At 49.5% G+C, this 24,458-nt stretch carries 27 protein-coding genes and 1 pseudogene; 8 read left to right on the top strand and 20 right to left on the bottom strand.

The window, feature by feature from the left end; genetic code table 11:
- A partial coding sequence (locus DFR47_RS22155) for a hypothetical protein (RefSeq protein ID WP_245416636.1) occupies positions 1–492 on the top strand: 492 nt, incomplete at its 5' end.
- 78 nt (positions 493–570) lie between these two features.
- Here DFR47_RS22155 and DFR47_RS22375 read toward each other — a convergent pair.
- The 11 genes and pseudogenes from DFR47_RS22375 to DFR47_RS22140 form a co-directional block, all read right to left on the bottom strand.
- Positions 571–849: pseudogene (locus DFR47_RS22375) on the bottom strand (BapA/Bap/LapF family prefix-like domain-containing protein); the annotation flags it as partial.
- Between the two features lie 591 nt (positions 850–1,440).
- A complete protein-coding gene (locus DFR47_RS18045; protein WP_113945903.1) occupies positions 1,441–3,228 on the bottom strand; it encodes an ABC transporter ATP-binding protein in 1,788 nt (595 codons plus the stop codon).
- Positions 3,229–3,306: 78 nt separating this feature from the next.
- A complete protein-coding gene (locus DFR47_RS18040; RefSeq protein ID WP_245416634.1) occupies positions 3,307–4,383 on the bottom strand; it encodes an ATP-binding protein in 1,077 nt (358 codons plus the stop codon).
- Positions 4,376–5,068, bottom strand: coding sequence for a response regulator (locus DFR47_RS18035; protein WP_113945902.1), 693 nt, complete (start codon positions 5,066–5,068; stop codon positions 4,376–4,378). Before DFR47_RS18035 ends, DFR47_RS18040 begins: the two co-directional genes overlap by 8 nt.
- Positions 5,069–5,484: 416 nt before the next feature.
- A complete protein-coding gene (locus DFR47_RS18030; protein WP_113945901.1) occupies positions 5,485–6,966 on the bottom strand; it encodes a M81 family metallopeptidase in 1,482 nt (493 codons plus the stop codon).
- Positions 6,967–7,019: 53 nt separating this feature from the next.
- Entirely contained in the window at positions 7,020–7,994 is a 975-nt protein-coding gene (locus tag DFR47_RS18025; protein ID WP_113945900.1) for an ABC transporter ATP-binding protein, read from the bottom strand.
- Positions 7,991–8,944 (bottom strand): ABC transporter ATP-binding protein, encoded by a 954-nt coding sequence (locus DFR47_RS18020; RefSeq protein ID WP_113945899.1) that lies wholly within the window; start codon positions 8,942–8,944, stop codon positions 7,991–7,993. Before DFR47_RS18020 ends, DFR47_RS18025 begins: the two co-directional genes overlap by 4 nt.
- Before the next feature lies 1 nt (position 8,945).
- Positions 8,946–9,800 carry an ABC transporter permease gene (locus DFR47_RS18015; RefSeq protein ID WP_113945898.1) on the bottom strand — a complete coding sequence of 285 codons (855 nt, stop codon included), beginning with the start codon at positions 9,798–9,800 and terminating at the stop codon, positions 8,946–8,948.
- Positions 9,797–10,723, bottom strand: coding sequence for an ABC transporter permease (locus DFR47_RS18010; RefSeq protein WP_113945897.1), 927 nt, complete (start codon positions 10,721–10,723; stop codon positions 9,797–9,799). Before DFR47_RS18010 ends, DFR47_RS18015 begins: the two co-directional genes overlap by 4 nt.
- An 8-nt stretch (positions 10,724–10,731) precedes the next feature.
- Entirely contained in the window at positions 10,732–11,967 is a 1,236-nt protein-coding gene (locus DFR47_RS18005; RefSeq protein WP_245416633.1) for an ABC transporter substrate-binding protein, read from the bottom strand.
- Entirely contained in the window at positions 11,874–12,317 is a 444-nt protein-coding gene (locus DFR47_RS22140) for a hypothetical protein (RefSeq protein ID WP_245416632.1), read from the bottom strand. Before DFR47_RS22140 ends, DFR47_RS18005 begins: the two co-directional genes overlap by 94 nt.
- Before the next feature lie 147 nt (positions 12,318–12,464).
- Here DFR47_RS22140 and DFR47_RS18000 point away from each other — a divergent pair, with 147 nt between their 5' ends.
- Positions 12,465–13,319, top strand: a complete 855-nt coding sequence (locus tag DFR47_RS18000; RefSeq protein WP_113945896.1) for a MurR/RpiR family transcriptional regulator — start codon at positions 12,465–12,467, stop codon at positions 13,317–13,319.
- A gap of 113 nt (positions 13,320–13,432) precedes the next feature.
- Here DFR47_RS18000 and DFR47_RS17995 read toward each other — a convergent pair whose 3' ends face one another.
- From DFR47_RS17995 to DFR47_RS17985, 3 genes are read right to left on the bottom strand one after another with little or no spacing between them, the layout of a single operon-like run.
- A complete protein-coding gene (locus DFR47_RS17995) occupies positions 13,433–15,052 on the bottom strand; it encodes an ABC transporter substrate-binding protein (RefSeq protein WP_113945895.1) in 1,620 nt (539 codons plus the stop codon).
- A 28-nt stretch (positions 15,053–15,080) separates the two neighbouring features.
- Positions 15,081–15,911, bottom strand: coding sequence for a creatininase family protein (locus tag DFR47_RS17990; RefSeq protein WP_113945894.1), 831 nt, complete (start codon positions 15,909–15,911; stop codon positions 15,081–15,083).
- A gap of 54 nt (positions 15,912–15,965) precedes the next feature.
- Positions 15,966–17,087, bottom strand: coding sequence for an NAD(P)/FAD-dependent oxidoreductase (locus DFR47_RS17985; RefSeq protein ID WP_113945893.1), 1,122 nt, complete (start codon positions 17,085–17,087; stop codon positions 15,966–15,968).
- A gap of 113 nt (positions 17,088–17,200) precedes the next feature.
- Here DFR47_RS17985 and DFR47_RS17980 point away from each other — a divergent pair, with 113 nt between their 5' ends.
- Complete coding sequence (locus DFR47_RS17980; RefSeq protein ID WP_113945892.1) at positions 17,201–17,824, top strand: helix-turn-helix domain-containing protein; 624 nt, start codon at positions 17,201–17,203, stop codon at positions 17,822–17,824.
- Positions 17,825–17,913: 89 nt separating this feature from the next.
- Here DFR47_RS17980 and DFR47_RS17975 read toward each other — a convergent pair whose 3' ends face one another.
- Positions 17,914–18,465 (bottom strand): GNAT family N-acetyltransferase, encoded by a 552-nt coding sequence (locus tag DFR47_RS17975; RefSeq protein ID WP_113945891.1) that lies wholly within the window; start codon positions 18,463–18,465, stop codon positions 17,914–17,916.
- A gap of 137 nt (positions 18,466–18,602) precedes the next feature.
- Between DFR47_RS17975 and DFR47_RS17970 the strand changes: the two genes are divergently transcribed.
- The 4 genes from DFR47_RS17970 (at position 18,603) to DFR47_RS17955 (ending at position 21,127) form a co-directional block, all read left to right on the top strand.
- Entirely contained in the window at positions 18,603–19,448 is an 846-nt protein-coding gene (locus DFR47_RS17970) for a helix-turn-helix domain-containing protein (protein WP_113945890.1), read from the top strand.
- A 46-nt stretch (positions 19,449–19,494) separates the two neighbouring features.
- Positions 19,495–19,926, top strand: a complete 432-nt coding sequence (locus DFR47_RS17965; protein ID WP_113945889.1) for a DUF1801 domain-containing protein — start codon at positions 19,495–19,497, stop codon at positions 19,924–19,926.
- A 246-nt stretch (positions 19,927–20,172) separates the two neighbouring features.
- On the top strand, positions 20,173–20,523 hold the full coding sequence (locus tag DFR47_RS17960) for a hypothetical protein (RefSeq protein WP_113945888.1): 351 nt from the start codon (positions 20,173–20,175) through the stop codon (positions 20,521–20,523).
- 76 nt (positions 20,524–20,599) lie between these two features.
- On the top strand, positions 20,600–21,127 hold the full coding sequence (locus DFR47_RS17955; protein WP_113945887.1) for a hypothetical protein: 528 nt from the start codon (positions 20,600–20,602) through the stop codon (positions 21,125–21,127).
- A 9-nt stretch (positions 21,128–21,136) separates the two neighbouring features.
- Here DFR47_RS17955 and DFR47_RS17950 read toward each other — a convergent pair whose 3' ends face one another.
- On the bottom strand, positions 21,137–21,799 hold the full coding sequence (locus tag DFR47_RS17950; protein WP_113945886.1) for an ArsR/SmtB family transcription factor: 663 nt from the start codon (positions 21,797–21,799) through the stop codon (positions 21,137–21,139).
- 112 nt (positions 21,800–21,911) lie between these two features.
- On the opposite strand from DFR47_RS17950, the gene DFR47_RS17945 reads away from it, so the two are divergent.
- On the top strand, positions 21,912–22,409 hold the full coding sequence (locus tag DFR47_RS17945; RefSeq protein ID WP_113945885.1) for a DUF2938 domain-containing protein: 498 nt from the start codon (positions 21,912–21,914) through the stop codon (positions 22,407–22,409).
- Positions 22,410–22,467: 58 nt separating this feature from the next.
- On the opposite strand, the gene DFR47_RS17940 is transcribed toward DFR47_RS17945, so the two are convergent.
- From DFR47_RS17940 to DFR47_RS17930, 4 genes are all read right to left on the bottom strand, one after another.
- Positions 22,468–22,695 carry a hypothetical protein gene (locus DFR47_RS17940; RefSeq protein ID WP_113945884.1) on the bottom strand — a complete coding sequence of 76 codons (228 nt, stop codon included), beginning with the start codon at positions 22,693–22,695 and terminating at the stop codon, positions 22,468–22,470.
- 50 nt (positions 22,696–22,745) lie between these two features.
- Entirely contained in the window at positions 22,746–22,877 is a 132-nt protein-coding gene (locus DFR47_RS22235; RefSeq protein ID WP_281011666.1) for a hypothetical protein, read from the bottom strand.
- Positions 22,878–23,032: 155 nt separating this feature from the next.
- On the bottom strand, positions 23,033–23,371 hold the full coding sequence (locus tag DFR47_RS17935; protein ID WP_113945883.1) for a thioredoxin family protein: 339 nt from the start codon (positions 23,369–23,371) through the stop codon (positions 23,033–23,035).
- A gap of 67 nt (positions 23,372–23,438) precedes the next feature.
- Positions 23,439–24,296, bottom strand: a complete 858-nt coding sequence (locus DFR47_RS17930; protein WP_170137545.1) for a class II glutamine amidotransferase — start codon at positions 24,294–24,296, stop codon at positions 23,439–23,441.
- Positions 24,297–24,458 lie beyond the last annotated feature (162 nt).

Raw genomic sequence — 24,458 nt, 5'->3', positions numbered from 1 at the left:
GGCGTCAGCATCGGCATCCGCATCAGCGTCAGCATCAGCATCAGCATCGGCGTCGGCGTCAGCATCAGCATCAGCGTCAGCATCGGCATCGGCATCGGCGTCGGCATCCGCATCAGCATCGGCATCGGCATCCGCATCCGCATCTGCGTCGGCATCTGCGTCCGCATCGGCATCCGCATCCGCATCAGCATCCGCATCCGCGTCGGCGTCAGCATCAGCGTCGGCATCTGCGTCCGCATCTGCATCTGCATCCGCATCCGCGTCAGCATCCGCATCTGCGTCAGCATCAGCGTCGGCATCAGCGTCGGCATCCGCATCAGCGTCAGCATCCGCATCAGCATCAGCGTCGGCATCCGCATCAGCATCGGCATCAGCGTCAGCGTCAGCGTCGGCATCCGCATCGGCATCCGCATCGGCGTCACTGTCATCATGTCTGGAAGAATGGCCCCCCGAACCTGCAGCTATTGCGGCACCAATTGCGCCAAGACCTAAAAGCGCAAGCAATACGGGTGATAAATTACTGCCTTGGCCAACAAGCTGATCCACCGACTGGACCTCGCTAAACTGAAAGTCGGCCAAACCATCACTATGCTGCCCGAGCCATGCGGTGCCGTCATCATCAACAAGCACCAAATCATTGCCTTCCGGCATGTCAGCATAGAAATTTTTAATGATAATAACTTTGCCCGAATGCAGTTTTATATGTAAATCCTGTCCTACCCGTTGGTAGGCGGCAACAGCTTTGGGACTAAGTTCGATTTTCACAACGCTGGATGATTGAAGAGCAACAGTATCCGCGTTAACTGTTTTGCTCCCACCTCCGCTTTTACTCACAATAGTAATATGCATTCGACTCCCCATATCTCAATACAAAACTAAAACTAGTTTTGTTCCGTTTAGTACGGCATGACATTTATGAGGCCAGGATGGATGGGATTACATTGTTGAGGGCGCCCTTATATTAGAAGGGTTTAATGCAAAATATCCGATACCCAGAAACTTGATAATAGCAGAATAAAATAATTTGATAATATACATTTATATTTTTATATTAATTTAATTATTACATACAATCAGACAGTTAGTTAAAAAATCAAAAAATAAATTTTTAACAAAATGAAGTTTCGGCTTTTATTCAAGTTTAATTTTCAAATCAGCATCAGGATAAAATAAGCGATTTTTATAAGACATTTATCAATCAAATAAATTATTTTAAACAATGCATATGTTTTTACAAACGTCGCTGAATTACCGGCAATTTTGATAAAATTTACAAAATATCATCCTTGTAAAAATAATGATGTAATATGCACCATGTCTGGGCCCGCATGGAATTACTCCGGCAAATCTATCCTCTATAGCCAGGCTTGCTTTATTTTAATAAGCATAACAGACCACAACGATTTTTAGTCCGCTGTGGTCATGTTTTTGCCAACCACGTCAGGAGCCGGATTTAATCAGCGCTGCATAGACACCGTTCAGGCGTTCCAGTTCTTCATGTGTGCCTCTTTCAACAATTCTTCCCTGTTGCAGAACCACAATCTGATCTGCCCGTCGAATAGTTGATAAACGATGCGCAATGGTAATGGTTGTGCGATCCTTAGACAGGTTGGCCAAAGCCGCTTCCATCGCTCGTTCTGTCTTGGTATCCAGCGCACTTGTTGCCTCATCCAGCAGCAGCACCGGCGGATTACGCAAGATTGTACGTGCCAGAGCAAGGCGCTGCTTTTCACCCCCGGAGAAGCGATAGCCGCGATCACCGACAATCGTATCATAGCCCTCAGGCAATGCAGCGAGACTGTCGTGAATCTGTGCAATCTTTGCTGCATTGATCAGCTCTTCATCCGTTGCGTCCGGCTTTGCAAAACGCAGATTTTCCGCAACCGAGGCATAAAGCAGATAGGGCTCCTGCGTTACCACACCCAGCATATCCGCCAATGTATCAAAGCTCAGGTCCCGAATATCAATGCCGTCATAGCGGATAGAACCGCACTCAACATCATAGAGCCGCGCCAAAAGATAACCCAGCGTGGTCTTGCCCGAACCCGTTGAGCCGACAATCGCAACACTTGAGCCCGCGGGCACATCAATACTGATCTCAGACAAAGTCGGCTTTTCACTGTCAGGATAAGAGAAGCTTACATTTTCCACGCGCACGGCGCCCCGCATCTGGGACTTATCAAAGGTAACGGCATCCGCTGTTTCTTTAATCTCAACAGGCTTATCAAGATATTCAAACACACGGGTGAACAAGGCGCGGGTCTTACGCACCTCACGTCCGATCGACAGCAATTCTTCCAGCGGCCAGAGCAATTGCTCCTGCAGAGCAATCATGGCAACCAGCGTCCCGATTGTAACCGGAACACTGCTATTCATCAGAAAGCCGCCAAGCAGCAAAGTCAGAGCCGGAAGAATGGACAAGATGAGATAGATCATCTGCCATTGCCATTCACCTGCCGTATGCGAGCGTACTTCAAGCCGCGCCACATCCTCGGATGTGCGGGTAAAACGTCGTGTCAGATGTTCCCCGCGCCCCATCGTGCGTGCCAGAATAATACCGGAAATGGACAAGGATTCCTGCACTGCTGCGGACATATCACCAAGACGCACCTGCTGTTCATGCGTGATGGTTTCACGCAATTTACCGACACGATCACTCAACAGAATTGATACCGGCACCGCGATCATTGAAAACAGCGCCAGACGCCAATCCAGAAAAAACATCGCGACTGCGGTCATCACCACAACACTGGTATTACGTGCCAGTTCATTCGCCGTATTGGTGACCAGCGTTTGCAATCCGCCAATATCACTGGCAATGCGCGACTGAATTTCACCGGAACGCGTTGCTGCAAAAAACGACAGGGACAGCGACTGCAAATGCGAATAAAGCCGCACACGCAGATCATGCATAATCGCCTGACCGATCTTGGTGGACATCACAATCTGCAATGTATTCAACCCTGCAGAAAGGGCGGCAATGCCAACCAGACCACCGGCAAGATAAATCAGCAATTGTATATCCGCTTTAGGCAAAGCGTCATCGATAATAGCACGCAGCAAAAACGGCGATGCCATACCGACAGCAGAGCCGAACAGCAGCAAAATAACCACACGCAAAATCTGCCGCTTATAAGGCTTAAACAGAGCTAAAATTCTGCCGGCCGACACATGGTTTGCAGCCAGATCGTGATAAGCATCATCTCTTGAAAAGTCAGTTTCAGACATAGGTATTTCCCGGCCAGCAAGGCCTGTTCGTAAAATCTTTACGGCACTTGCAGAAGTGCCCAATTTGTATTTTGGAATTTAGTGCGTTGTGCCGTGGTCACGCTTGGGCAGCGGCAAAAACACCTCAACAATGATGCCGCAGCCTGTATTCGGCCTGATCTCGGCCTTGCCACCATGGCTTTCAGCTATAGCGCGCACCACTGAAAGCCCGAGCCCTGAACCGCCACGGGCGCGGGTGCGGGATGTATCCGCCCGCCAGAAGCGCTCGAAAGCATGGCCATACTCATCCGGCTGTAATCCCGAACCTGTATCACTCACCCGCAACACCGCATATTGATCAATGAGCAGTGTTTCCACTCGCACAGCTGAGCCTGTTGCATAGCGGCAGGCATTTTCCAGAAGAGCCAGAAAAGCCTGCCTGATCCGCGCCGCATCCGCCTCAACCCGAACAGGTTTTAGACCCGTATCAAGCGTAATATCTGCAACGGCCAGATCAGGAGCCATGGAGCGCAGCACAGCCGCCGCTTCCTCAGCAAGGTCAACAGATTGTTTTGTCAGTTCCAGCTTGCTGGCGGAAAACAACCCTAAGATACGCAAATCTTCCACCAGCCGTGACAGGCTGTCGACATGCGCCACAAGGGAGTCAAAGAGCGCTGGCTCCGGTGTAAAGACCCCGTCATTCAGCCCCTGCAACCGACCCCGCAAAATTGTCAGCGGAGTGCGCAATTCATGGGCTATCGCAGTGTTCGAATAACGCAATTCCGCTTCAGCCGCTTCGAGACGGGCGGCCATTGCATTAAAATCTGTCAGCAACTGCTCGGCTTCACCGAAACTTTTCTCTTTCCCCAGCGCCCGCGCACTGAAATCACCTTCTGCTACCGCTCGTGCGGCCATGCCGACAGCAGCGAGCGGTGCCGTTATTTTTCCGGCCAGACGCCAGCCGACGACAGCCGCAGTCAGTTGTCCGATCAGTATAATGGTGCCAAACACCACAATATCGAAAGCCGTCCAGTCCTCTGGGTAGGGTGTTTTAGGAAACAACCAGTCATAAATTGCGAGAAAGATCATCCAGCCAAAAAACATGGCTGCAAGAGCGACAATATTGACGATCGTCATGGCCAGCACGATCTTCCAGATCAGACCATTCTTAGACAAAACGATCCTCCAACCGGTATCCGACACCGCGTACACCAGTCAGTTGATTGTCAACGCCTGCCTCATGAAGCTTGCGCCGCAATTTACTGATATGACTATCGACAGTACGATCAACAGCATCACCTTCCGGCAGACAGGCATCAACCAGTTCACCGCGTTCAAACACACGGTTCGGCCATTGCGCCATATGGGCAAGCAGGCGAAATTCTGTGCGGGTCAGATCAAGATTGCGCCTTTGATGACTGACCTCGGCAATTGCTGTATGGGCATCCATATCGATCAGCAATGCGCCAACCCTCATAACGCTTTTGCGATTGTGACCCGAACGCCGCAACACGACTTTCGCCCGTGCCACAACTTCCAGCGGATTAAACGGTTTCACAACATAATCATCGGCACCGCTGCGCAAAGCCTGAAGCTTATCAATATCTTGTGCCAGAGCTGTCACCATAATAACCGGCGTATCACCACGCTGACGCAAGGCAGACAGGACCTCAAAACCATCCTGACGCGGCAGCTTGACATCCAGCACCACCAGATCCGGTTTCAACCGCAAATGATGCGATAAACCTGTCTCCCCGTCACCGGCACTTACCGTGCGAAATCCCTCGCGCTCAAAATAACGGCGAAGAATATCCGCAATTTCCGGTTCGTCTTCAATGATGAGTATCAGCGCATTCGTCATGCCAGTTGGTGCCTTTCCTGAACTATAAAATCAGGCATTCCATGCCAGCCGTCAATCTGCGGCACTGCATCTGCACACAATCTACACATTTGCTGCACACTATACGCATACAGAGTTATTGAGTGCCCCGCACTATTGATCCTCGCAACGGTAAATTCTGTTGTTTGTTGCCATCAGCGAATTCGTGACGGCAATCTTTGCGCCATTTTCACCGGCCAAACAGGGCACTCATTTAACCCCAAAAACACCCTCATCCGGCAATGCGCCAAAATGAGTGATGAAATCACCTTTCCTTCGGGGAGTGTCCGACTAACAGGAAAGCAAGTCCGTCATAATAGTCCGGTCCATTTGAACCAGCGCTATTATATCGTTCATTTAAATTTCCTGTTATGTGTTTTCGCGGCAGCCTTGCGGCATTAGATCTGATCCAGCGGATAAATCGGACGAGGAACATTGCGGTACGGAATTTTCGCATAATCCATTGTGCAGAGCGCACCACTGTCACAGACAATAATTTGTCCGGCAATCTGTTCAAAATCAGCCCGAAAATGCTGCATCGACTTCACAACCACAATCCTGTGTGCAGTCGGTTCAATACCAAAAGCACGGAACTGCTGCTGATCCAGCAATTGTGACCTTTCACTCACAACCAGCACGAGGATGCCGTCAATTTCGATGACAGCCGTTGGCCCGAAACTGAATTCAAGCCCTCCGAGCTGAGCACCGGTTCCGACCAGTTTTCCGTCACTCAGATGCAGCAGCTTTGCCTTGACCTGCAATGGTTCGCCACCAAAACGCGTGTCCATCTTTCCGCCTAATGACAAGGAAACGACATCGCCAACCGCAAAACTCGTGAGCAATGCAGCGATCTCCGGATCAACCATCGGCGCAAAGCAAGCATCGGTAATTTGGGCATCCAGCAATGCTTTCAGCAAAGCTGTCGCATCGCCATAACCACCAGCTCCGGGATTATCCGCATATTCCGCAATGATCAGCGGTCGTTCTCCCTCATATGTCTTTGCCAAATGCGCCGCCTCTTCAGGCGTATAGAATTTGTTCAGAATATTCGCGCGGTTCTCCCACATCTTATCGGCAATCTGTTCAGCAAAAGCCTTATGCGGCGCTGCATCACCATCATAAGTCACCAGAACCGTCGGACCGACTTCCGCAATATCTGCATTGGGAAAAGCGCCATTTATGCTGACCGCCAATGCTCCCTCAGTTTTCTCATAAGCACGCGCTTCCGCAATCCATTCAACCATCGGCCCGATATCTGTACGACCGGCATTCGCTTCTTCCAGCATCGGACGGCGTACCAGCAGCGTTTTAGGTGCGATTTTTCCGGCCATTGTCTGCTGTAACAATTCACCGGCGTGGTGTGCTGTTTCACGCAGATCAATATGAGGATAAGTTTTAAACGAGATCAGAATATCCGCCTGTTCACACATTTTTGCCGTCACATTAGCATGAGGATCAAGCGTTACAGCAATCGGGATCCCGCGCGGCAAAACCTGACGCAACCGCTCCAGCAGTTCGCCCTCGCCGTCCTGTGAAAAATCTGTGACCATAGCGCCATGCAGCGCAAGCAACACCCCGTCGAGACGATCACCAAGCTCTTTTGCCTTGTCGATAATCCTGCCTGTAATCCGGTCAAACGCATCACGCGTCACCGGCCCTGCGGGCTCAGCTTCCGTGCTGATTGTATGCACCAAATTCCAGTTATATTTTCGTGCAAGATCAAGAAAGCCTGCCAGTTCTGTATTGGCATTGCCGCGCGCGCTGATTGCTGCCTCTCCTTCATACATCCCTTGCGTGACAAAGGCCTGATAATCTGTGGCAACAACATTAAACGTATTGGTTTCATGGGCGAATTCCGCCGTTAAGACACAATAGCTCATTGTGCACTCCTCTTTAAAACAACAATGACGATCAGATAATTTTGGTCGTTTCGCTAGGCGGCTTGCCTCTCGTTAGATATATCTTTGCTATAATGACAGGCGACCTGATGTTCCGGCTGAAGGTGTTGCAGTGTAGGGTCTTCCGTCAGACATAAGCCTTTCACAAAAGGGCAACGGGACGCAAAAGCGCACCCCTCCGGCAAATTATACCCACTCGGTGCTTCACCAGTTAAATTGGAAATTTCCCGCCGGTTATCAGGATCAGGCTCAAACATACTGCCCATCAGCATCTTTGTGTAGGGATGGGATGGTGCCGCATATTTAGGTAGCATTTCAACAATCCGGCCCGCATACATCACAATTGTCCGGTCGCAAAAATAGCGAACCAAATTCAGATCATGCGATATAAAAATATAGGTCAGGCCAAGTTCACGCCGTAAACCATCGAGCAGGTTGATAATCTGCGCCTGCACAGACACATCCAGTGATGCCGTTGGTTCATCCAGCACAATCAGTGAAGGATTGAGTGCCAATGCACGTGCAATACCAACCCGCTGTTTCTGACCGCCCGAAAGCTGATGCGGATAGCGGTTTGCCAGAGACGCATCCAGCCCCACCATATTCAAAAGTTCCGCAACACGCTTGTCCGTGTCACCGGCAGAAACACCTTGTACTTTATAGGGCTCCAATACGGCATTACGCACAGTGAAACGCGGATCAATTGAGGAATACGGATCTTGAAAAACCATCTGCATTTTCCGGCGCAATTGCCGCATCTCACCCTTTGAAAAAGACGCCAGATCTCTGCCTTCAAAGCTAATGGTGCCTTTGCTGGGCTCCAGCAGACGAAGCAGCAAACGTGCCAGCGTGGATTTACCACAACCGGATTCACCAACAACACCAACGATCTCGCCACGCTCCACATTAAAGCTGACATCACGCACGGCAGAGAAGATTTCTTTCTTCTTTAAGAAGCGCTTGGTGACGAAGCGACGACCGAGATTAGCAACAGAGATTATATCGTTCATAATGCCCCCGATCTGTGACAAGCCACACCAGCATATTGTCCGGATTGGCGAAATTCAGGAATGCACTCACGACAGATTGCCTCTGTTTTACTGCAACGCGGGTGAAAACTGCATCCTGAAGGTAATGCAGCTGTGCTTGGCACCATGCCCGGAATACCGGTCAGAGAACCTGCGGTCATCGTACTGCGCGGAATACAGCCGATCAGCGCTTTCGTATAAGGATGGGAAGCACCGGCAAATATCGCATGAACGGGAGAGCGCTCAACGATACGACCGCAATACATTACGGCGACATGATCACAGGTTTGCGCAACAACGCCCATATCGTGGGTAATCAGGATCATTGCCAGCCCGCGCTGTTTCACCAGATCAATCAGATTGCGGATGATCTGTGCCTGTACTGTTGCATCAAGGGCAGTCGTCGGCTCATCAGCGATCAGCAAATCCGGCTCGCCGGCCAAAGCCATCGCGATCACAATACGCTGCTTCATACCGCCGGATAACTGGTGCGGATAAAGCCTGTAAATCCGCTGCGGATCGGGTATCCGCACATCACGCATCAGGTCAACAGCCTTATCCAAAGCTACTTTGCCGTCCAGTTCCAGATGCATACGCACGGCCTGCTCAATCTGCTTGCCGACACTGATCATCGGATCGAGCGAAGTCATCGGATTTTGCGTGATAAGACCAATCCGTTTGCCACGCAGGTGACGCATTTTTTCTTCCGGCAAACTGGTTATGTCATCGCCATCGAACAGGATACGACCATCAACAACATGACCGTTAACATACCCCAAAAGCCCCATCACAGCCGTCGCCGTCAATGACTTACCCGAACCAGACTCGCCGACCAGACCCAGTATTTCACCACGATCAACACTAATCGTGACATCTTTAACCGGCGAGAATGCACCAAAGCCGATCTGTAGTTTTTCTACGGAAAGCAGCATTTTAACCCTCCCGTGCTTTATTGCGGAAATCCAGCGACTGGATAATCGCATCACCGACAACATTCAGTGCGATAACCGTCAGTGCTACGGCGCAGCCAGGAATGATAATCACCCACGGCGAAACGAATAATTGTGCTGTTCCTGAGCTCATCATTGCGCCCCAGCTCGGTGTCGGCGGTTGTGCACCAAGCCCGAAGAACCCCAATGTTGCTTCAAGAATAATCGCATCGCCTGTGGCCAGCATGGCTGCAACAAGGACGGGAGCCAGTGAATTCGGTACAAGGTGCCGGAACAAAATATGGAAATTACTTGCACCCAGATTGATTGCAGCATCCACATAGGCTTCTTTTTTGATCTGCATGATCTGTGTACGCGTCAGCCGCGTAAATTGCGCCAGATAAGCAATTGCAACAGCAATAACCACACCATGCAAACCCGCTCCAATGACTGCGACGAGCATGAGTGCAATCAGGATTTCCGGAAATGACCAGGTCAGATCAACGACAGTCATCAAGACCCGATCAATCACACCACCGAAATAACCACAAATGGCTCCGAGTATCAGGCCGAATAAAACGGAAAAACCAACCGCCGTCACACTCACAGAAAGTGACGTCTGTGCACCCACAACTATACGGGACAACACATCACGACCAAACTCATCTGTACCAAAAAGATGCGTCAGACCGGGTGCCTGATTCATATTGATTATATTTTGTGCATCATAAGCATAAGGCACAATCAGCGTTGCAAAGATTGCTGACAAAACCAGTAAGATAAGAAACAACACTGCAATCGCGACCGGAACGGAAACAGGAAGTCGCAAACGCCGTGTATCAGAGACAATCACTGTCATTTTGCTGCCTCCCGTTGTCTCGGATCCATAGCTGCCTGCGCAACATCACCGAGAATAGTCCCAAGAATAACGGCCATTGCCAGCATGAGCAGGCAGCCTTGCACCAGCGGATAATCCCGCTGATTAAGCGCGCGGATCAGCAAAGACCCCAGCCCCGGACGGGCAAACACCACTTCAACAGTAATTGCACCACCCAAAATCCAACCGATGCGCAGACCAAGAATAGAAATGACCGGTACCATTGCATGACGCAGTACATGGCTGATGCGAATACGGCTTTCAGATACACCTTTCGCCCGCAACAGCATGACAAAATCCTGTCTGCCGATTTCAATCATTGAGACTTTGGTCACGCGGGCAACAAGCGCAACACCGCCAAGACCTGTTGCAATCACCGGCAGGATCAGCGATGACCAGCCGCGTGCACCGGAAACCGGCACCCAACCCAACCAGACGGCAAAAACCAGAATAAGCAAAAGCCCGAGCCAGAAACTTGGTATTGTTGAGCCCAGCAAAATGCCGGTGGTAATGCCGCTATCAATGCGGCTGCCATAATATTTCGCTGCCACGACACCAGCGCTGATACCTGCAAGTGTCGAAAACAGGAAGGCAAAACCGCCTAATATCAAACTATCCGGCAGGTTCTGCGCAATGAGCGCACTCACTGGTCGGGACTGAATAATTGACGTGCCGAAATCCAGCGTCAAGACCCGCCCCATCCAGATGACATATTGTTCAAAAAGCCCTTTATCCAAACCGTATTTGGCCGCGATCTGTTCACGCAAAGCCGGAGACGATCCGGCACGCATAAGATTATCAATCGGATCGCCCGGAACGAGATGGATAACGAGAAAAACCGTAATCGAGACAACAAAAAATACGGGTATCACAGCCAAAAGGCGTTTGAGAATGAATGACGTCATAACTGAATTTACTGCCACTTCGCATCAAGAAGCGTTACGCTGCCAAGTGCAGTCGTGCGCAGTTTTTCCGGTAGAACAATACGGCCGCTGTTGATTGCAATGGTTTTTTCAAATTCATGCAACGGAACAAAAACGAAATTTTCCAGTAGATTTTCGTGATAGGTTTTGAATTTCGCAACCCGTTCCTGCCAGTTACGTGCCGTGTTTTCCGCATCTTTGCGCAGTTCTTCCGAGCGCTGATCATCCCAGCGTGTGCTGTTCGGGTGCGGAATATTCTCCCCGCTGAAGAACCAGCTCAAAATATCAGCATTATCCCAGTCATAATGGCTGACAGCCATCTGATAATCGCCTTTTCGCAAGGCATCCTTCATGCTGGCACTATCAAATAAGGTAACATCAACAGCAAAACCGATATTTCTCAATTGTGCCTGAACAATTTCCGCAATGCGTTTATACGCCGTTTCAGATGTCGACCATAACTGGATTTTAAGCGGTATGCCGTCTTTAACCCGCATACCATCAGCACCTGCTTTCCATCCCGCCTGATCCAGCAACTGCTTTGCTTTTTCAAGATCCGGACGGATAAGGACTTCAGGACGAACCTTAGATTCATCCAATGAGGAAGCAAGAAATTGATGTGCAACAGCGCCTGAACCACCAAACACTGCTTTCAGGATTGGTTCCTGATCAACCGTGTAAGCTACAGCCTGCCGGATTGTCGGATCAGAGAAAGGTGCCGCTTTCGTGTTAAACTGTAAATAAGAGGTACCCGTTGCAGGCATATTGCGCAGTTCAATCCCGCTATTGGCTTTCATCTGCGGAATGAATTCTGTTGGTACTCCCAGCAGAATATCCGCACCACCGGTATTCATTTCAAGGAAGGCCGTGGAAGCGTCCTGAATTTCCCGCAGAACCAGACGCTCCAGTACCGGTGCTCCTTTATTCTCCGACAATTCACTGCCCCAGGCATAATCCTCGTTTGCAACCAGAACGGTTTCCTGCCCGACGATGAAGTTTTCCAGCTTATAGGGACCAGTGCCGATTGCTTCCGTCACACCGAAATTACCATTGGCGGCTTCATAAGCTTTAGGCGACGGAATGCCCATAAAGTACGATGCCAGATTATAAAGCAGATTTGGGTCAGGACGGTTCATCTCAAAGCGAACTGTATGCTCGTCAACGACGACAACTTTTTCAATTGCTCCGCTGACATGCTGGTTCGCACTGTCAACATATTTTGCCACCCACCAGACAATCGTGTCGGCGTTAAAGGGCTCACCATCATGGAAACGAACATTTTTTTCAGCCGGAATGTCCAGTTCAGGCCGTCTTCGCTTTCTTGCCAGGATTCAGCTAGATGCGGATGGAATGTATGCTGATCGGACATCGCAATCAGCCGGTCATAAATCAGATCAGCCGCAACACTGAGCAATGTGGCACGGATCGGATCGAGATGCGGCGCACCGGTTTCATCACTGGAAAGTACAATAACAACTTCCGAACCGGATGCCTGCACAGGAAGGCTGGTTGACAGCAGGGTTTGTGTAGTAAGAAGAAAAGCAGCTGACGACAGCAAAAAATCACGACGGTTCATTGTTCCTCCACCGACCGGGCTTTGCCCTGTTACGTTTACTCCCGACGGAGTTCCGTTTTATAATTACGGAGGATGCTAAAGTGATTCTTTTCTGTCATCAAGAATTAAAAGACAGAAAACTTACATTCAATTTAATGGGAATAATTAATGTCTGAAGCTATCCGCGAACGCCTGAAATCAAGCCTTGAGGATAGCACCTCAGCAGGTAGTCAGATTGCAAACTACATGCTGACCAATCTCAACTCACTGCCTTTTGAAAATGCAGCAACACTTGCTGAAAAAATCGGCGTCAGCGAAGTGACAATCGGACGTTTTTGTCGAAAGCTTGGCTATAAGCATTTCAAAGACTTAAAGACGGAGTTAGGCGAATCCATCGGGCATCAACCGTGGCTTGTCGGCGACCGGTTGAAAGAGTTTACGCAAGAGAGCAGCAAAGGTGATGCCTCCGCCAAAATCCTCGAGAAAGAAATTGCTGCGCTTGTTCATATCCATGAACTGGCACGCAAACCACAATGGAAAACAGCCGCGAACCGTCTTGCCACAGCTAAGAAGGTCTTTGTTGTCGGTTTCCAGACAGAACGTGGCCTCGCACAATATTTTGCACATCAGCTGCAATATCTGCGCGATGATGTATTTCTTGTTGATACCACCAACGGCAACTTCTCCGAGATTTTCTTAAACGATAACAGTCACTCCGCTCTTGTGATGTTTGAAGCGCGCAAATATTCCAACCTTGCTGCATTACTCGCACGTCGTGCAAAAGCTGCAGGTATTCCTGTTACGCTGTTTACTGATCCCTACTGCCACTGGTGCCGCGGTGTTGCGGCAGAAACCTTTAATGTCCCAACAGATACAGGCACATTCTGGGATTCAACCGCAATGATGGCTGTATTGGGAAACCTGTTGCTTAATGAAGTTGTAAGCCAGCTCGGGCCATCTGTGGAAACACGGATGAATGAAATCTCCGAACTCTACAAACATTTTACCGGCCACACCAAATAAGCCTGTACAGAATCCCCCACACCAACAGCTCCTCAACTATCTATGCGCTTTCTGTCAAGAACAGGCATCGCTTTTGTCAGTTTTCTGTCAAGAACGATGCCTGTTTTGGTTTCTTACTCGTCGAGATCAACATTTTTAAAGCGATGTGAACCCAGCGGTTCCATCACGTAATTTTTGACCTTTTTCGACATCGGCAGCACAACGGTTGAATGGGCAATCGGCAGCCATGGTGCTTGCTCATCAATATATTCCTGCGCTTTTTCATAGATTTCTTTGCGCTTTGTAGCGTCAGAGGTAATACGCCCTTGCTGCAACAGGTCATCCACCGGCTTATAGCACCAGTTTGACATGTTGCTGGAACCGATTGCCGAGCAAACAAAGAAGAAACTCAGCATATTATCCGGATCGCCATTATCACTGGTTGCCCCAAGGATCACTGCACCGTCACGCGCTTTGTCACGGCTTTTCTTCAGATACTCTCCCCATTCATAGGAGACGATTTCAACCTTAACACCGACCTGCGCCAGATCGGCCTGCATCATTTCAGCAGTGCGGCGTGCATTGGGCATATAAGGTCTGGCCACAGGCATTGCCCAGATCTTCATATTCAGATCTTTGACACCGGCCTCATCCAGCATTTTCTTTGCCAGTTCCGGATCATAAACCGGACCTTTAATCGCTCCGTTATAGCTCCACATTGTCGGCGGCACACCGGTCTGCGCAACCTGTCCGAAGCCCTGATAGATACTATCGACAATCGCCTGACGGTTGATCGCCATATTAAGTGCCTTACGCACTTCGACCTTGTCGAAAGGTGCGACAAGCGTGTTGTAAGACATATAAGCGACATTGAGCCCCGGTTGCTCCACAACTGTCAGCGACGGATCAGCTTTAAGCCCCTCCACATCCGCCGGAGCCGGATAAGGTGCAATCTGGCATTCGCCGGCTTTCAGGCGTTGCATACGCGTCGTGGAATCCACGGTAATCGCAAAAATCAGCGTATCAATTTTCGGCTTACCGCCCCAGTAATCAGGGTTCGCCGCGAAACGAATGACTGCATCCTGCTGGTACGCGTTGAACACAAAAGGCCCGGTCCCCACCGGCTTATGATCGAGATCCAGCTGATTGCCTGACTTCTCCAACTGAGCCGCATATTCAGCTGAAAGAATGACACCAAAATTCAGCGCCAGCTTTGCTAACAGCGAGGCATCCGGCTGATTAAGCACAAATTTGACCGTGTGATCATCAACTTTGACGATCTCTTTAACGATCTTGCCCATCTCCATTGCATCGAACATTTCCCAGTTGCCCATGCCGGTATAATTATACCACGGGCTGGTTTTATCGATCTGGCGGTTATACGAGAACAGCACATCATCGGCATTAAACGCACGCGACGGTGTAAAATAATCCGTTTTCTGGAACTGCACGCCTTCCCGCAATTTCAGCACATATTCCAGATTATCATCCGAAATTGTCCAGCTCTCGGCCAGTCCCGGCACGATCTCTGTTGTGCCGGCTTTAAACTCAGTCAGCCGATCATAGACCGTCTCGGATGACGCATCCCATGTGCTGTTTGTCGAGTAAAGCGCGGCATCAAAACCTTCCGGCGAGCCTTCTGAACAATAAACCAGTGTCTTGGCCTGTGCGGCAACCGTTCCGCCAACAACTGCAAGCGCACCGGAGAGCAATGTTGCACCCAGCAACGCTGCCCGAGATGAAAGTAAACGCATAATCTTCCTCCCCATTATGCACGCTGATTTAGATTTCGAGCCGTCCGGCTGAGGTTTTCTGACCACGACCTGCGGACCAGACAGGATCCGGAGCCGTCCATAGTGCGTCACAGCGAATGAGTTTCGCAACTTCAGCAGCCTGCAAATTCAGAAAACGCTCACCTTTTTCAGCCGTAGCGCTGCGCGGATCGCCCCACGTGCCGGTCGTCGGCGCATGTTCTGAGAAGGAATAGAAGCGCGTTGCTCCTTTTGGCAGATTTTCCAACGGATGTTGCTGGTTGCCAAAAGCCTGCTCGAAGCGGTCTGAGCGCACGGTTTGCGGCGTAATTGCCAGCATAACCGAAGATTCACCCTCACAGGCGTGATGCGCACCGGTATCAACCTCAAAAATCTGTGCTGTTTCTTCCGGAGCCAGCTCCCAAGGCAGCGTGGAGACAATCGGCATCGAGAATTCAACAGCCAGTTCACGCACGGCAACAGCCAGCGGATCAATATTGCCGCCATGACCGTTCACGATTAGCAGACGTGAGAAGCCGAGCGCTTTAAGGGAACGTACAATACATTGCAGGACTTTGCGCAGTGCTTCAAAATCCAGCGTAATCGTACCGCCGAATGGCAAATGATGTTCACTCATTCCCAGCCACAAGCCCGGCAACACCGCCACCGGCATTTCGCCTGAAACGAGACGCGCGGCTCGGATTGCCGCTTCAGAAGCACTTGCCGTATCCGTAATAACCGGCAGATGCGGGCCATGCTGTTCCAGCGAACCGATCGGCAGAATTGCCAGCGCATTTTTACCCGCTGCAATCTCCCGCAAATCCGGCGCGGTCATGCGTGCCCATTCAACTTCTGCTACCATTTCTCTCTCCCGCTCATATAAAATAAAACCGGCACATCATGTGCCGGCTGATTGTTAATCTGCTTTTCGCAGAAACCGTTCCGGTGCCAATGCTTCCGCAGTGACGCCAAGTTTCACCAATTCATCCGGCAGCGCCTCATGCCTGATCAGCTTTGCGGTCATATCAGCCAAAGCCAGTGAAACCTGAAAACCGTAGCCGCCCTGCCCGACCAGCCAGAAGAAACCGGATAAACGCGGATCAAAGCCAACCACCGGTGTACGATCCGGTGAAAATGTCCTGAGCCCTGCCCATGGTGTTGCAGGGCGACCGATGTGCAGTGTGGTGGCCTGCTCAATTCGGTCAACGGCGATCGCGACATCCAGATCTTCCGGATAGGCATCGCAAGGCGGCGTATCGGTTTCATCGGCCAGTGAGCCGATCAGACGTCCGGCATCCGGCTTGAAATAAAACTGCTCATGCAGATCAACGACCAATGGCCATTCACGTAAGGCTTCGTCCTCTGCATCAAACATAAAAGCTGTGCGGCGCTTCGGTTGCATACCGAGACCGGACAACCCTGCCCGCTCGGCAATGACATCCGCCCATGCACCGGACGCATTGATAACAATATCCGCCTCGTAAGTGCCGGTATTCGTTACCACCTGAAATCCGTTTTTGGTTTTACGGATTTCCAGTACTTCTTCACCAAGACGCACAGTTCCGCCTGCTGCTTTAAACTGAGCAGCGCGGTCGCTGAGCATCTTGTTGGTATCAATATCCATGGCGTCCGCTTCATAGACACCGCCGCAGGTCTTGCCCTGCGGGATCACGGCAACCATTGCATGAACGTCTGCTGCAGACAGGCGACGTACGGATGGTAACAGTGCCTGCAACTCCTGCGCCAGTTCATCAATCGCAGCAGCATCACTCACACCACCGATATGCAACGCACCACGGCGATGCTCAAAGAAGCCGCCGTTTTCCAATGCCGGACGACTGGCAACCGACAATCCGCGTACAACACGGTTACCGTAGGTTTCCGAGAACAGGGCGGCCGAACGGCCGCTCGCATGATAGCCAAGCTGTTTTTCGCGCTCCAGCAACAAGACTGAAGACGACTGAGCCAAAACAGCAGCAGCGGAAAGGCCTGCAATGCCCCCGCCGATAACGATAATAGTTTTTGAATTTTCTCCCATGCAGAATTGCTATGTCAGTTTTCTGACTTAGTCAATATTTAGCATATAATAAAAATCTTGCTCCGTTTTCTTGCACAGAATAAGATAGAGCCCAGAATTGAAGCGGAGTAAAAATGTCCGGACAGCCCAATCTTGCCAATTGCCTGCGCAAACTGCGCAAGAACCACCAATGGACGCTGCAACAAGTCAGCGACCGCACCGGCGTTGCGGTTTCCACGCTGTCCAAAGTTGAAAATGATCAACTATCTCTGAGCTATGACAAGTTGCTGCAAATCTGCCATGGCTTAGGCATTCACGTTACCGAGCTTTTAAGTTGCGATAATGATCCTGCCACCAATCGCGCACGGCGTTCTGTTAGCTCGGCCATGTCGACATTGCGTCAGCTGACGCAGAATTACGATTATCATTATCTGGCAACCGATCTCATTCGCAAACGCATGGTGCCTATCCACGCATTTGCCCGTGCCCGCTCAATGGAAGAATTCGGCCCCCTGACCAGACATGCCGGTGAGGAGTTTCTGATTGTTCTCAAGGGTGAAATTGAACTCCATACTGATCAGTATAAGCCGGTACGGCTGAAAACCGGTGAGAGCGTTTATATCGATTCAACCATGGGACATGCCTATTTATCGGTGAGTGAACAAGATGCAGAAATTCTGTGCGTCTGTTCCGGTAGTGAGCAGGACATGGAAAACACCTTGCTCGGCATCAGCTCTCTGCAAATTGTAGACGAGTAGACCGAACAATTTGCGTATTCATCCCCGACTTCTGTCCTGTGCAACACGGAGACAGGCTGAGCCATATCCCCGCGTTGTGTTTTGAAAACTCAGGCCAGTTTCTTTTGTAAATCCAGCCATTCATCTTTACCAATGCGGCTGATATGCTCAACACGGTAGTCGCTCATAAACTGATTGAACTGCTTTTCTTCCGTGTGATGGTGTTTGAAACCGCATTTTGCCTGCGCTTTAAAAGACTGCTCATTCTCCGCAAAATAACCGCACCAAAGAGCGGCCATGTTCAGTTCTTCAAAAGCATGGCGCATCAGTTCTTTCACCGCTTCCGGAATAAAACCCTGCCCCCAGAACGGCACGCCGATCCAATAGGCGACTTCTGCTTCATTATCCGCAATGTCAAAATTACTGTCTTTGCCAATCAGCAAACCGGCCATGCCGATAGCAACATTATCTTCTTTCAACGCAACAGCGTAAATTGCCGGATGTGAAAACACAGTACGGATAATGTCCAGGCTTTCTTCTTCACTCTGGTGTGCCGGCCAGCCTGCGATCGGCCCGACACGGTCGTCACTGGCATATTGATAAAGACTTGCTGCATCACTCTCCAGCCATGGCCGCATGATGAGACGTTCTGTTTTAAGCATTGTTTTTCTCGCTTCCTATCCTGAATAATGTTGCGTTGTTTAAAAACAGGACAGAGAGATTGACAACGACAGGAATTAAGCAAATTAGGTAATAATGAAAACTAAATAGTAGATTTTAACATATTTTATATGGATCAATGGATAAAACAGAAACAAAAAGCACACTCCGCCTGACCAGTGACAATGAGTTTCAGATGGGGGTAGGCCCGCTCGCAGAGGCAGATAATCAGCTTTTGTCTCTGAGTTATCTTGTGCTGCTTATCTGCCAGACGGGGTCTGCGGAATTTGATGTTAATTTCCGGCGCTATCAGATGCAAAAAGATGATTTTCTGGTTCTCTACGATGACTCCATCGCTATGGTGAGAAACAGATCAGCCAATTTTTCATGTTCTTATTATCTGATTGACCGTTCCATGGCCGCAGATATTGCATATGGCTTACCAAATGAACTGTTTCTGTTTTTAAGCCGCCATCCGTTTTTCACTGCTGATAGCAATACAATCAGTTTTCTGCGGCTATGGGAGCAGATGACCGCGCGACTTCAGGAACAAGTGCTGCAATATCAGAGAACCATTCTGGTCAATCAGTTTCAAAACCTGTTTTTATGGCTTTCCCATAAAACAGCCGGTTTCGATATTGCAGAGAAAAATGACTATAGCAGACAGGAAGCGCTCTGCTGGAAATTCTGGGAACTGATATTTTTGCATTGCAGGCAGCAGCGCGACGTTGCTTTCTATGCCGGCCTGCTCAATGTGACGCCCTATTACCTTTCACAACTGACCAGACGCTTTTTCAACGATGCCCCGAAGACTCTGATCGACCGCCAAGTCATTCTGGAAATCAAAAAACAGTTATTACAGCCCAAAAGATCAATGCAGCAAATTGCCGATGATCTGCAATTTACCGATGCATCCTATCTGAGCAAATATTTCAAACGTCATACCGGTATTGGGCTCACAGACTACAGAAAAATGATATCATGAAGACGCATGCTCCCGATGTTTTAACTTACAGCAAGTTTGAGCCATAATGTCTGTAACTCCTGCTATACCTGCCGAAATTGATGCTGCTTTTGCCCGCTTGAGTGCAGCGGCAAGATCACGCTTAATCGAAATTCGCAGATTAATTTACGAAGTTGCCAGTACAACACCGGCCATTGGCCCGTTGACAGAAACACTCAAATGGGGCGAACCGGCCTATCTCACCACAGCCAGCAAAAGCGGCACAACAATTCGTCTTGGCGTTGCAAAATCTGCACCGGATGATTGTGCATTATTTTTCAACTGTAAAACATCACTCGTTCAGCAATTCAGAGAACAGTTTACTGGTCATTTTCTCTTTGAGGGCAACCGTGCCTTAATCATTTCCGCTCAGTCAGATCTGCCGGTGACAGAACTGTCATTCTGTATCCATGCTGCGCTCACTTATCATAAGCCCGTCAAACCGGCAGTGTATGAATGATCCATGCCAGTCCTTTGGCAAAACTCGTGTCCCGATCAGTATCATCACTGTCTAATAGCGCAGCTCAATGCGGATATTTGCATGATATCTCTTAAATGGTCTGAAGATTTGCTCTAAATTGGCAGGATACATCCCTGTCAATCTTGATAAATATCCCAGAATAGAACTGTATCGTAAGAACAAAAAGCAAGCTTTGAATAGCCTGTATTTTCGTTCCGCAATCAATATATAATCGAGGATTACAAATTGAAAATCATTGCAGGTACCGCCCTTACCACCCTTGCCGTGCTTTTTTCAGGAGCAACTGCCTTTGCCGCACCGACCTATCTGTCGTGCGAATTTTCAGGCTCACAAGTGTTCAACTTTGCGCTCGATGAATCCAAAGGTACTTTTGGCGTTTATGTACCGGCCTCAGGCAGCGAACGATCCGCTGAAGGCACATTTGCCGATGGCAAAGCCAGCCTGAATGAAGGCTCGGTTGCATGGGAAATTGATCTCGCAAAGAACACCATTATCCGTGATAAACGTATGGTCGGGGAGAAAGATAACGGCACATGCAAATCAATTACTGCTGCAGAAAGCGGTTTTGAAGAATAATTTCTGAATTAAATTTTGTCACTGCAGCGCACAAAAACCGGCATTGGTTAATCTTGCTCTTATTATGAGAACATAAATGGATACCCAACTGAATCTCTACCAGAAAAAGCACAAGCTGATATTGGGCGGTTTTGGCGTTGCAGTGCTTCTTGTTGCGGTCATTGTCATGCTTATCAATGGCCCTGATCCCGAGAGCATCATCAGGCCTCTGCGAAATCCGGCGATTTTTTATGTGCTCATGTTCGCAGGTCTTACGCTGACACTTTACCTTTTGCGCTTCGTATTCAACAGCTTACGCAATCCGAAACCACGCGTTATTTTATCCGCATCCGGCGCTACCGTAGATGGCTTCTCAGGACGATTTAGTGCGCCATGGGAAGAACTTGCGGGTTACAGTGTCAATAATTCATCCATGTTTGTACTGCATCTCAAAGATATACAGGCCTATCTTGCTAAGACACCTCAGGGACGGCCAAGAGAAACTGCAAAAGCCCTGACAGAAAACTTCGGCAGCCCGTTACTGATCGAAACCAACATGCTTGATACTGATGCAAATACAATTAAGAGTTTTCTTGAAAAACATATTCGCGAAATAAAGTCTTAAGCAGCAAAGCTATTCAGTTTCCACATCCAGCCCTGCTGCTTTCCATGACGGAAAACCGTCCTGCAAAAAGCGGGCTTGGATTCCTTTAGCCTGTAAAATCGCGACTGCATTCGGTGAAAGCACGCATTTTGAACCACGGCAATAGGCAACAACTTCCTGATCACGTGCAACTTCGGAAAGGCGCTGTTCCAGTTCTGTAAAAGGGATATTGATCGCACCAGGCAAATGCCCTGACGCAAATTCATCTTCCGGCCGTACGTCCAGAATAGTCACACTGCTTTCACGCAGCCTCTCCAGCAATTCCTCACGCGATACTGCCTCCAGTCGTTCCCGCTGATGGAAACTATCAGAGACAAGCGAGCGGATTTCCGCCTGATTAAACTCAGCCAATCGTGTCAGCGCTGTCAGCAACTCAATAATCGGTCCGTTTGCAAGGCGGTAGAAGACGTTTTTACCATCGCGCCGCGTCTGCACAAAATTCGCACGTTTCAAGTTTTGCAAATGTTGCGAGGCATTGGCGATTGTCAGCCCTGACAATTCCGCGAGACGCTCAACAGAACGTTCACCCTGCGCTATGTGTTGGAGCAGCATCAGACGCTGCGCGCTACCGACAGCACGCGCAAGCTCGGCAATATCTGCAAAAAACTGGTTTTGTATCTCATCCTGAATCATAGATTTTCTATAACACGCGCTTATTGATCAATCAATTAATTGAATGTATGATTAAAGCAGTCAAATTTACTGCAGATCATCAATCTGCGCCCCGCTTCTCATGAGGTAAACTGTGTCATCCGAAATTGAACTTTTAACCAGAGCCGTTGTCATCGGCATTGGTGCAACCATCATTATGGACTTATGGGCAGTCCTGTTAAAACGCGTTTTTTCTGTTCCGTCACTGGATTACAAGATTGTCGGCCGCTGGCTTCTGTATATGCCGCAAGGCAAATTCAAACATGATAATATCTTGAAAGCCGCTCCTGTTTCCGGAGAACGGGCGCTCGGCTGGTTTGCCCATTATGTGACCGGCATTGTGTTTGCAGCTCTGTTACTGTTGGTTGCAGGTCTGCAATGGACGCAAAGCCCGACCATTCTTCCCGCATTGACTGCCGGTATCATCAGTGTTGCCGCCCCCTTTTTCATCATGCAGCCCGGCTTTGGTTTTGGTATTGCGGCATCCAAAACACCGGCACCGGCCACAGCAAGATTTCGCAGTCTGATGAACCATAGCGTTTTTGGTGTCGGGCTTTATCTGGCAGCCCTGCTAACCGTCGCGCTCTGGTAATTATTGATTACTTGTAACATGCATGAAAACGGGCGATCAGAACCGCCCGTTTTGTTATTCAATGCGAGCCGGTTCGCTTAGGCAAGAATATCAGCCAGATTGTCACCAACAGATAAATTCCTGTGCCTGCGGCAAAAGCCAGTGCGTAGCCTTCCACGATATCTGCCCGCAGCCCTGCCACGGACATGAAGACTGCCAGCCCGATTGTCGGTCCCAGCTCCATTGCCGTGTTCATCACACCGCCCGCCAGTCCGGCCTGATGTTCCGACACATTGCTGGTCGACATCACTACTGAACCGAATAGGACAAACCATAAGCCACCTGCAAAAACGGCATTTATACGCTGTCTAACTTGAAGTCGGTTGCAATTTTGGGCAGCGGAATCATGATCAGCGCGATGGTAAAAACCAAAGTCGCCTGCACAAAAGCCAGCAGAACAAAACCTGTACGCTGCTTACTTTCGGACATTGAATATGCGTGCATAATCTGAGGAGATATATTCATCAAAATTCTGTTTCATTTCGGATTGCAGGCAAAAGGGACAAACAACACCTCCACGGTGTCTTAAGTCACCATGTCCTGTGGTCAGTTTGAAATTGTGGAGAAAGTCTGAAGACGCCGCTTTATCCGGCAGCGGCAGCCGCCGCATAGTCCTTCAAAATCGCCTCATAAGCACTCTTAGGTGCCAAACCGACAATATGGTCAACCATATTTCCGGCCTGAAAAATCACCACCGCCGGAATACTGGTAATGCCGCATGCTGAAGCAATTTCCGGATTGGCATCAATATCCACCTCGGCAAATTGTGCAATATTTGCGAGCTCTCCGGCAAGTTCTTCATAGAGCGGCTTCATCGCTCTGCATGGACCACACCACTCCGCCCAGAACCGCACTGCATAGAGAGCAGTACTATTGAGAACATCATTGGTAAAACTATTTTGTGTCAGGGCTTTCACAGCCATTGTTTATCTCCGTTAACGGATGCGCGGCTGATAGGCCGCCAAAGTAAAAACGTGATCAGAGAACACCTCAGCTACACTCGTAGAGATGCCCGTCACCGGCGCATTGCTCCTGACGCTCTGCAATAGCAGCGAGCCGGTTTTTCTGGAATTGCCGGAGAGAAGCAGCATGGTTTTTCTGCATGGTGGTATCAGCCGGATTTTCTGTGCGTACCTGTCCGATAATTTTGCCATTGCGGATCATCGTCAGAGAATGAGGCAGCAGACATGACCAGAAATCATCATCCGTCATTTGCTGGCTGGCGACCACACAGATATCCCGCTGTTCCGCATCATCCTCTGCCATCAGAATATCGAGCTGCGTATGGCTATGGACAAAGAGATAGTCTCCATTGCTGAGCATATAATTGAAATGGCCGGAAGCTGAGATTTGCGACGTTTCCCTTGCCAGCCGGTGCAGCATTTTCTGCGGATCAGGAATGTCGCCATTCTCACAAAGATAATCTCTTGCAGTATCCAGAAGCAGACAGAAGGCACGTTCTGCGGCACTGGTACCAATCGGACGGAAACCAATCACTTCGTGCTGATCCAGACTGGACAGATCACTGTCATGGGTAAATGTCCAAACCCGTCCGCCCAGTTCCCGCGCGAAGGGCGCTATATCCGCATAAGCCGGAGCAGCCTGCTCCTCAGATAGTGTAGTTTGTGCGAGTAATCCGTGCCCCTCATGCTCATGCGTAAAACCGCGATAGGCAGATTTTTGTGCTGTAACATCGTCTTTAAAAAGACGTGCGGTCTTCTGCTGATGAAGGCTGATGCCCCAGGCTTTTTCAACCAGATCACCTTCCAAGCGGTATGGCAGCAGCAGCGGCAATATCTCACTGACACGCACAGCACCTGCAGCATTTATGCCAAGCAGGATATTCATATCAAACACCTCGTCAATCATTCAATTTATTTATTGAATGATTGACGAGGTGTTATAACTTGTCAAGCCACTTAGCCCGAATTCACGATCAGTTTATATGGTGAGAACCATTCCCGCGCCTGAGATATATGCAACAAAAAGCACTGCTCTGATCAATCAAGC

The organism is Pseudochrobactrum asaccharolyticum, assembly GCF_003314995.1.
GTDB lineage: Bacteria > Pseudomonadota > Alphaproteobacteria > Rhizobiales > Rhizobiaceae > Pseudochrobactrum > Pseudochrobactrum asaccharolyticum.
Note: the sequence above shows the minus strand (reverse complement) of the source record. Positions and strands in the feature narration are given on the sequence as shown.

What these genes read in the sequence shown, in the direction of transcription:
- DFR47_RS22235 (WP_281011666.1), bottom strand. Translation starts at nt 22,877, where the DNA reads ATGTCCGAAAGTAAGCAGCGTACAGGTTTTGTTCTGCTGGCTTTTGTG.
- DFR47_RS18015 (WP_113945898.1), bottom strand. Translation starts at nt 9,800, where the DNA reads ATGACAGTGATTGTCTCTGATACACGGCGTTTGCGACTTCCTGTTTCC.
- DFR47_RS17990 (WP_113945894.1), bottom strand. Translation starts at nt 15,911, where the DNA reads ATGGTAGCAGAAGTTGAATGGGCACGCATGACCGCGCCGGATTTGCGG.
- DFR47_RS17995 (WP_113945895.1), bottom strand. Translation starts at nt 15,052, where the DNA reads ATGCGTTTACTTTCATCTCGGGCAGCGTTGCTGGGTGCAACATTGCTC.
- DFR47_RS17980 (WP_113945892.1), top strand. Translation starts at nt 17,201, where the DNA reads ATGTCCGGACAGCCCAATCTTGCCAATTGCCTGCGCAAACTGCGCAAG.
- DFR47_RS18030 (WP_113945901.1), bottom strand. Translation starts at nt 6,966, where the DNA reads ATGAGCTATTGTGTCTTAACGGCGGAATTCGCCCATGAAACCAATACG.
- DFR47_RS17940 (WP_113945884.1), bottom strand. Translation starts at nt 22,695, where the DNA reads ATGTCGACCAGCAATGTGTCGGAACATCAGGCCGGACTGGCGGGCGGT.
- DFR47_RS18035 (WP_113945902.1), bottom strand. Translation starts at nt 5,068, where the DNA reads ATGACGAATGCGCTGATACTCATCATTGAAGACGAACCGGAAATTGCG.
- DFR47_RS22140 (WP_245416632.1), bottom strand. Translation starts at nt 12,317, where the DNA reads ATGAACCGTCGTGATTTTTTGCTGTCGTCAGCTGCTTTTCTTCTTACT.
- DFR47_RS18045 (WP_113945903.1), bottom strand. Translation starts at nt 3,228, where the DNA reads ATGTCTGAAACTGACTTTTCAAGAGATGATGCTTATCACGATCTGGCT.
- DFR47_RS18020 (WP_113945899.1), bottom strand. Translation starts at nt 8,944, where the DNA reads ATGCTGCTTTCCGTAGAAAAACTACAGATCGGCTTTGGTGCATTCTCG.
- DFR47_RS18000 (WP_113945896.1), top strand. Translation starts at nt 12,465, where the DNA reads ATGTCTGAAGCTATCCGCGAACGCCTGAAATCAAGCCTTGAGGATAGC.
- DFR47_RS17970 (WP_113945890.1), top strand. Translation starts at nt 18,603, where the DNA reads ATGGATAAAACAGAAACAAAAAGCACACTCCGCCTGACCAGTGACAAT.
- DFR47_RS17975 (WP_113945891.1), bottom strand. Translation starts at nt 18,465, where the DNA reads ATGCTTAAAACAGAACGTCTCATCATGCGGCCATGGCTGGAGAGTGAT.
- DFR47_RS17985 (WP_113945893.1), bottom strand. Translation starts at nt 17,087, where the DNA reads ATGGGAGAAAATTCAAAAACTATTATCGTTATCGGCGGGGGCATTGCA.
- DFR47_RS17930 (WP_170137545.1), bottom strand. Translation starts at nt 24,296, where the DNA reads ATGAATATCCTGCTTGGCATAAATGCTGCAGGTGCTGTGCGTGTCAGT.
- DFR47_RS18010 (WP_113945897.1), bottom strand. Translation starts at nt 10,723, where the DNA reads ATGACGTCATTCATTCTCAAACGCCTTTTGGCTGTGATACCCGTATTT.
- DFR47_RS17955 (WP_113945887.1), top strand. Translation starts at nt 20,600, where the DNA reads ATGGATACCCAACTGAATCTCTACCAGAAAAAGCACAAGCTGATATTG.
- DFR47_RS17965 (WP_113945889.1), top strand. Translation starts at nt 19,495, where the DNA reads ATGTCTGTAACTCCTGCTATACCTGCCGAAATTGATGCTGCTTTTGCC.
- DFR47_RS18025 (WP_113945900.1), bottom strand. Translation starts at nt 7,994, where the DNA reads ATGAACGATATAATCTCTGTTGCTAATCTCGGTCGTCGCTTCGTCACC.
- DFR47_RS17935 (WP_113945883.1), bottom strand. Translation starts at nt 23,371, where the DNA reads ATGGCTGTGAAAGCCCTGACACAAAATAGTTTTACCAATGATGTTCTC.
- DFR47_RS17950 (WP_113945886.1), bottom strand. Translation starts at nt 21,799, where the DNA reads ATGATTCAGGATGAGATACAAAACCAGTTTTTTGCAGATATTGCCGAG.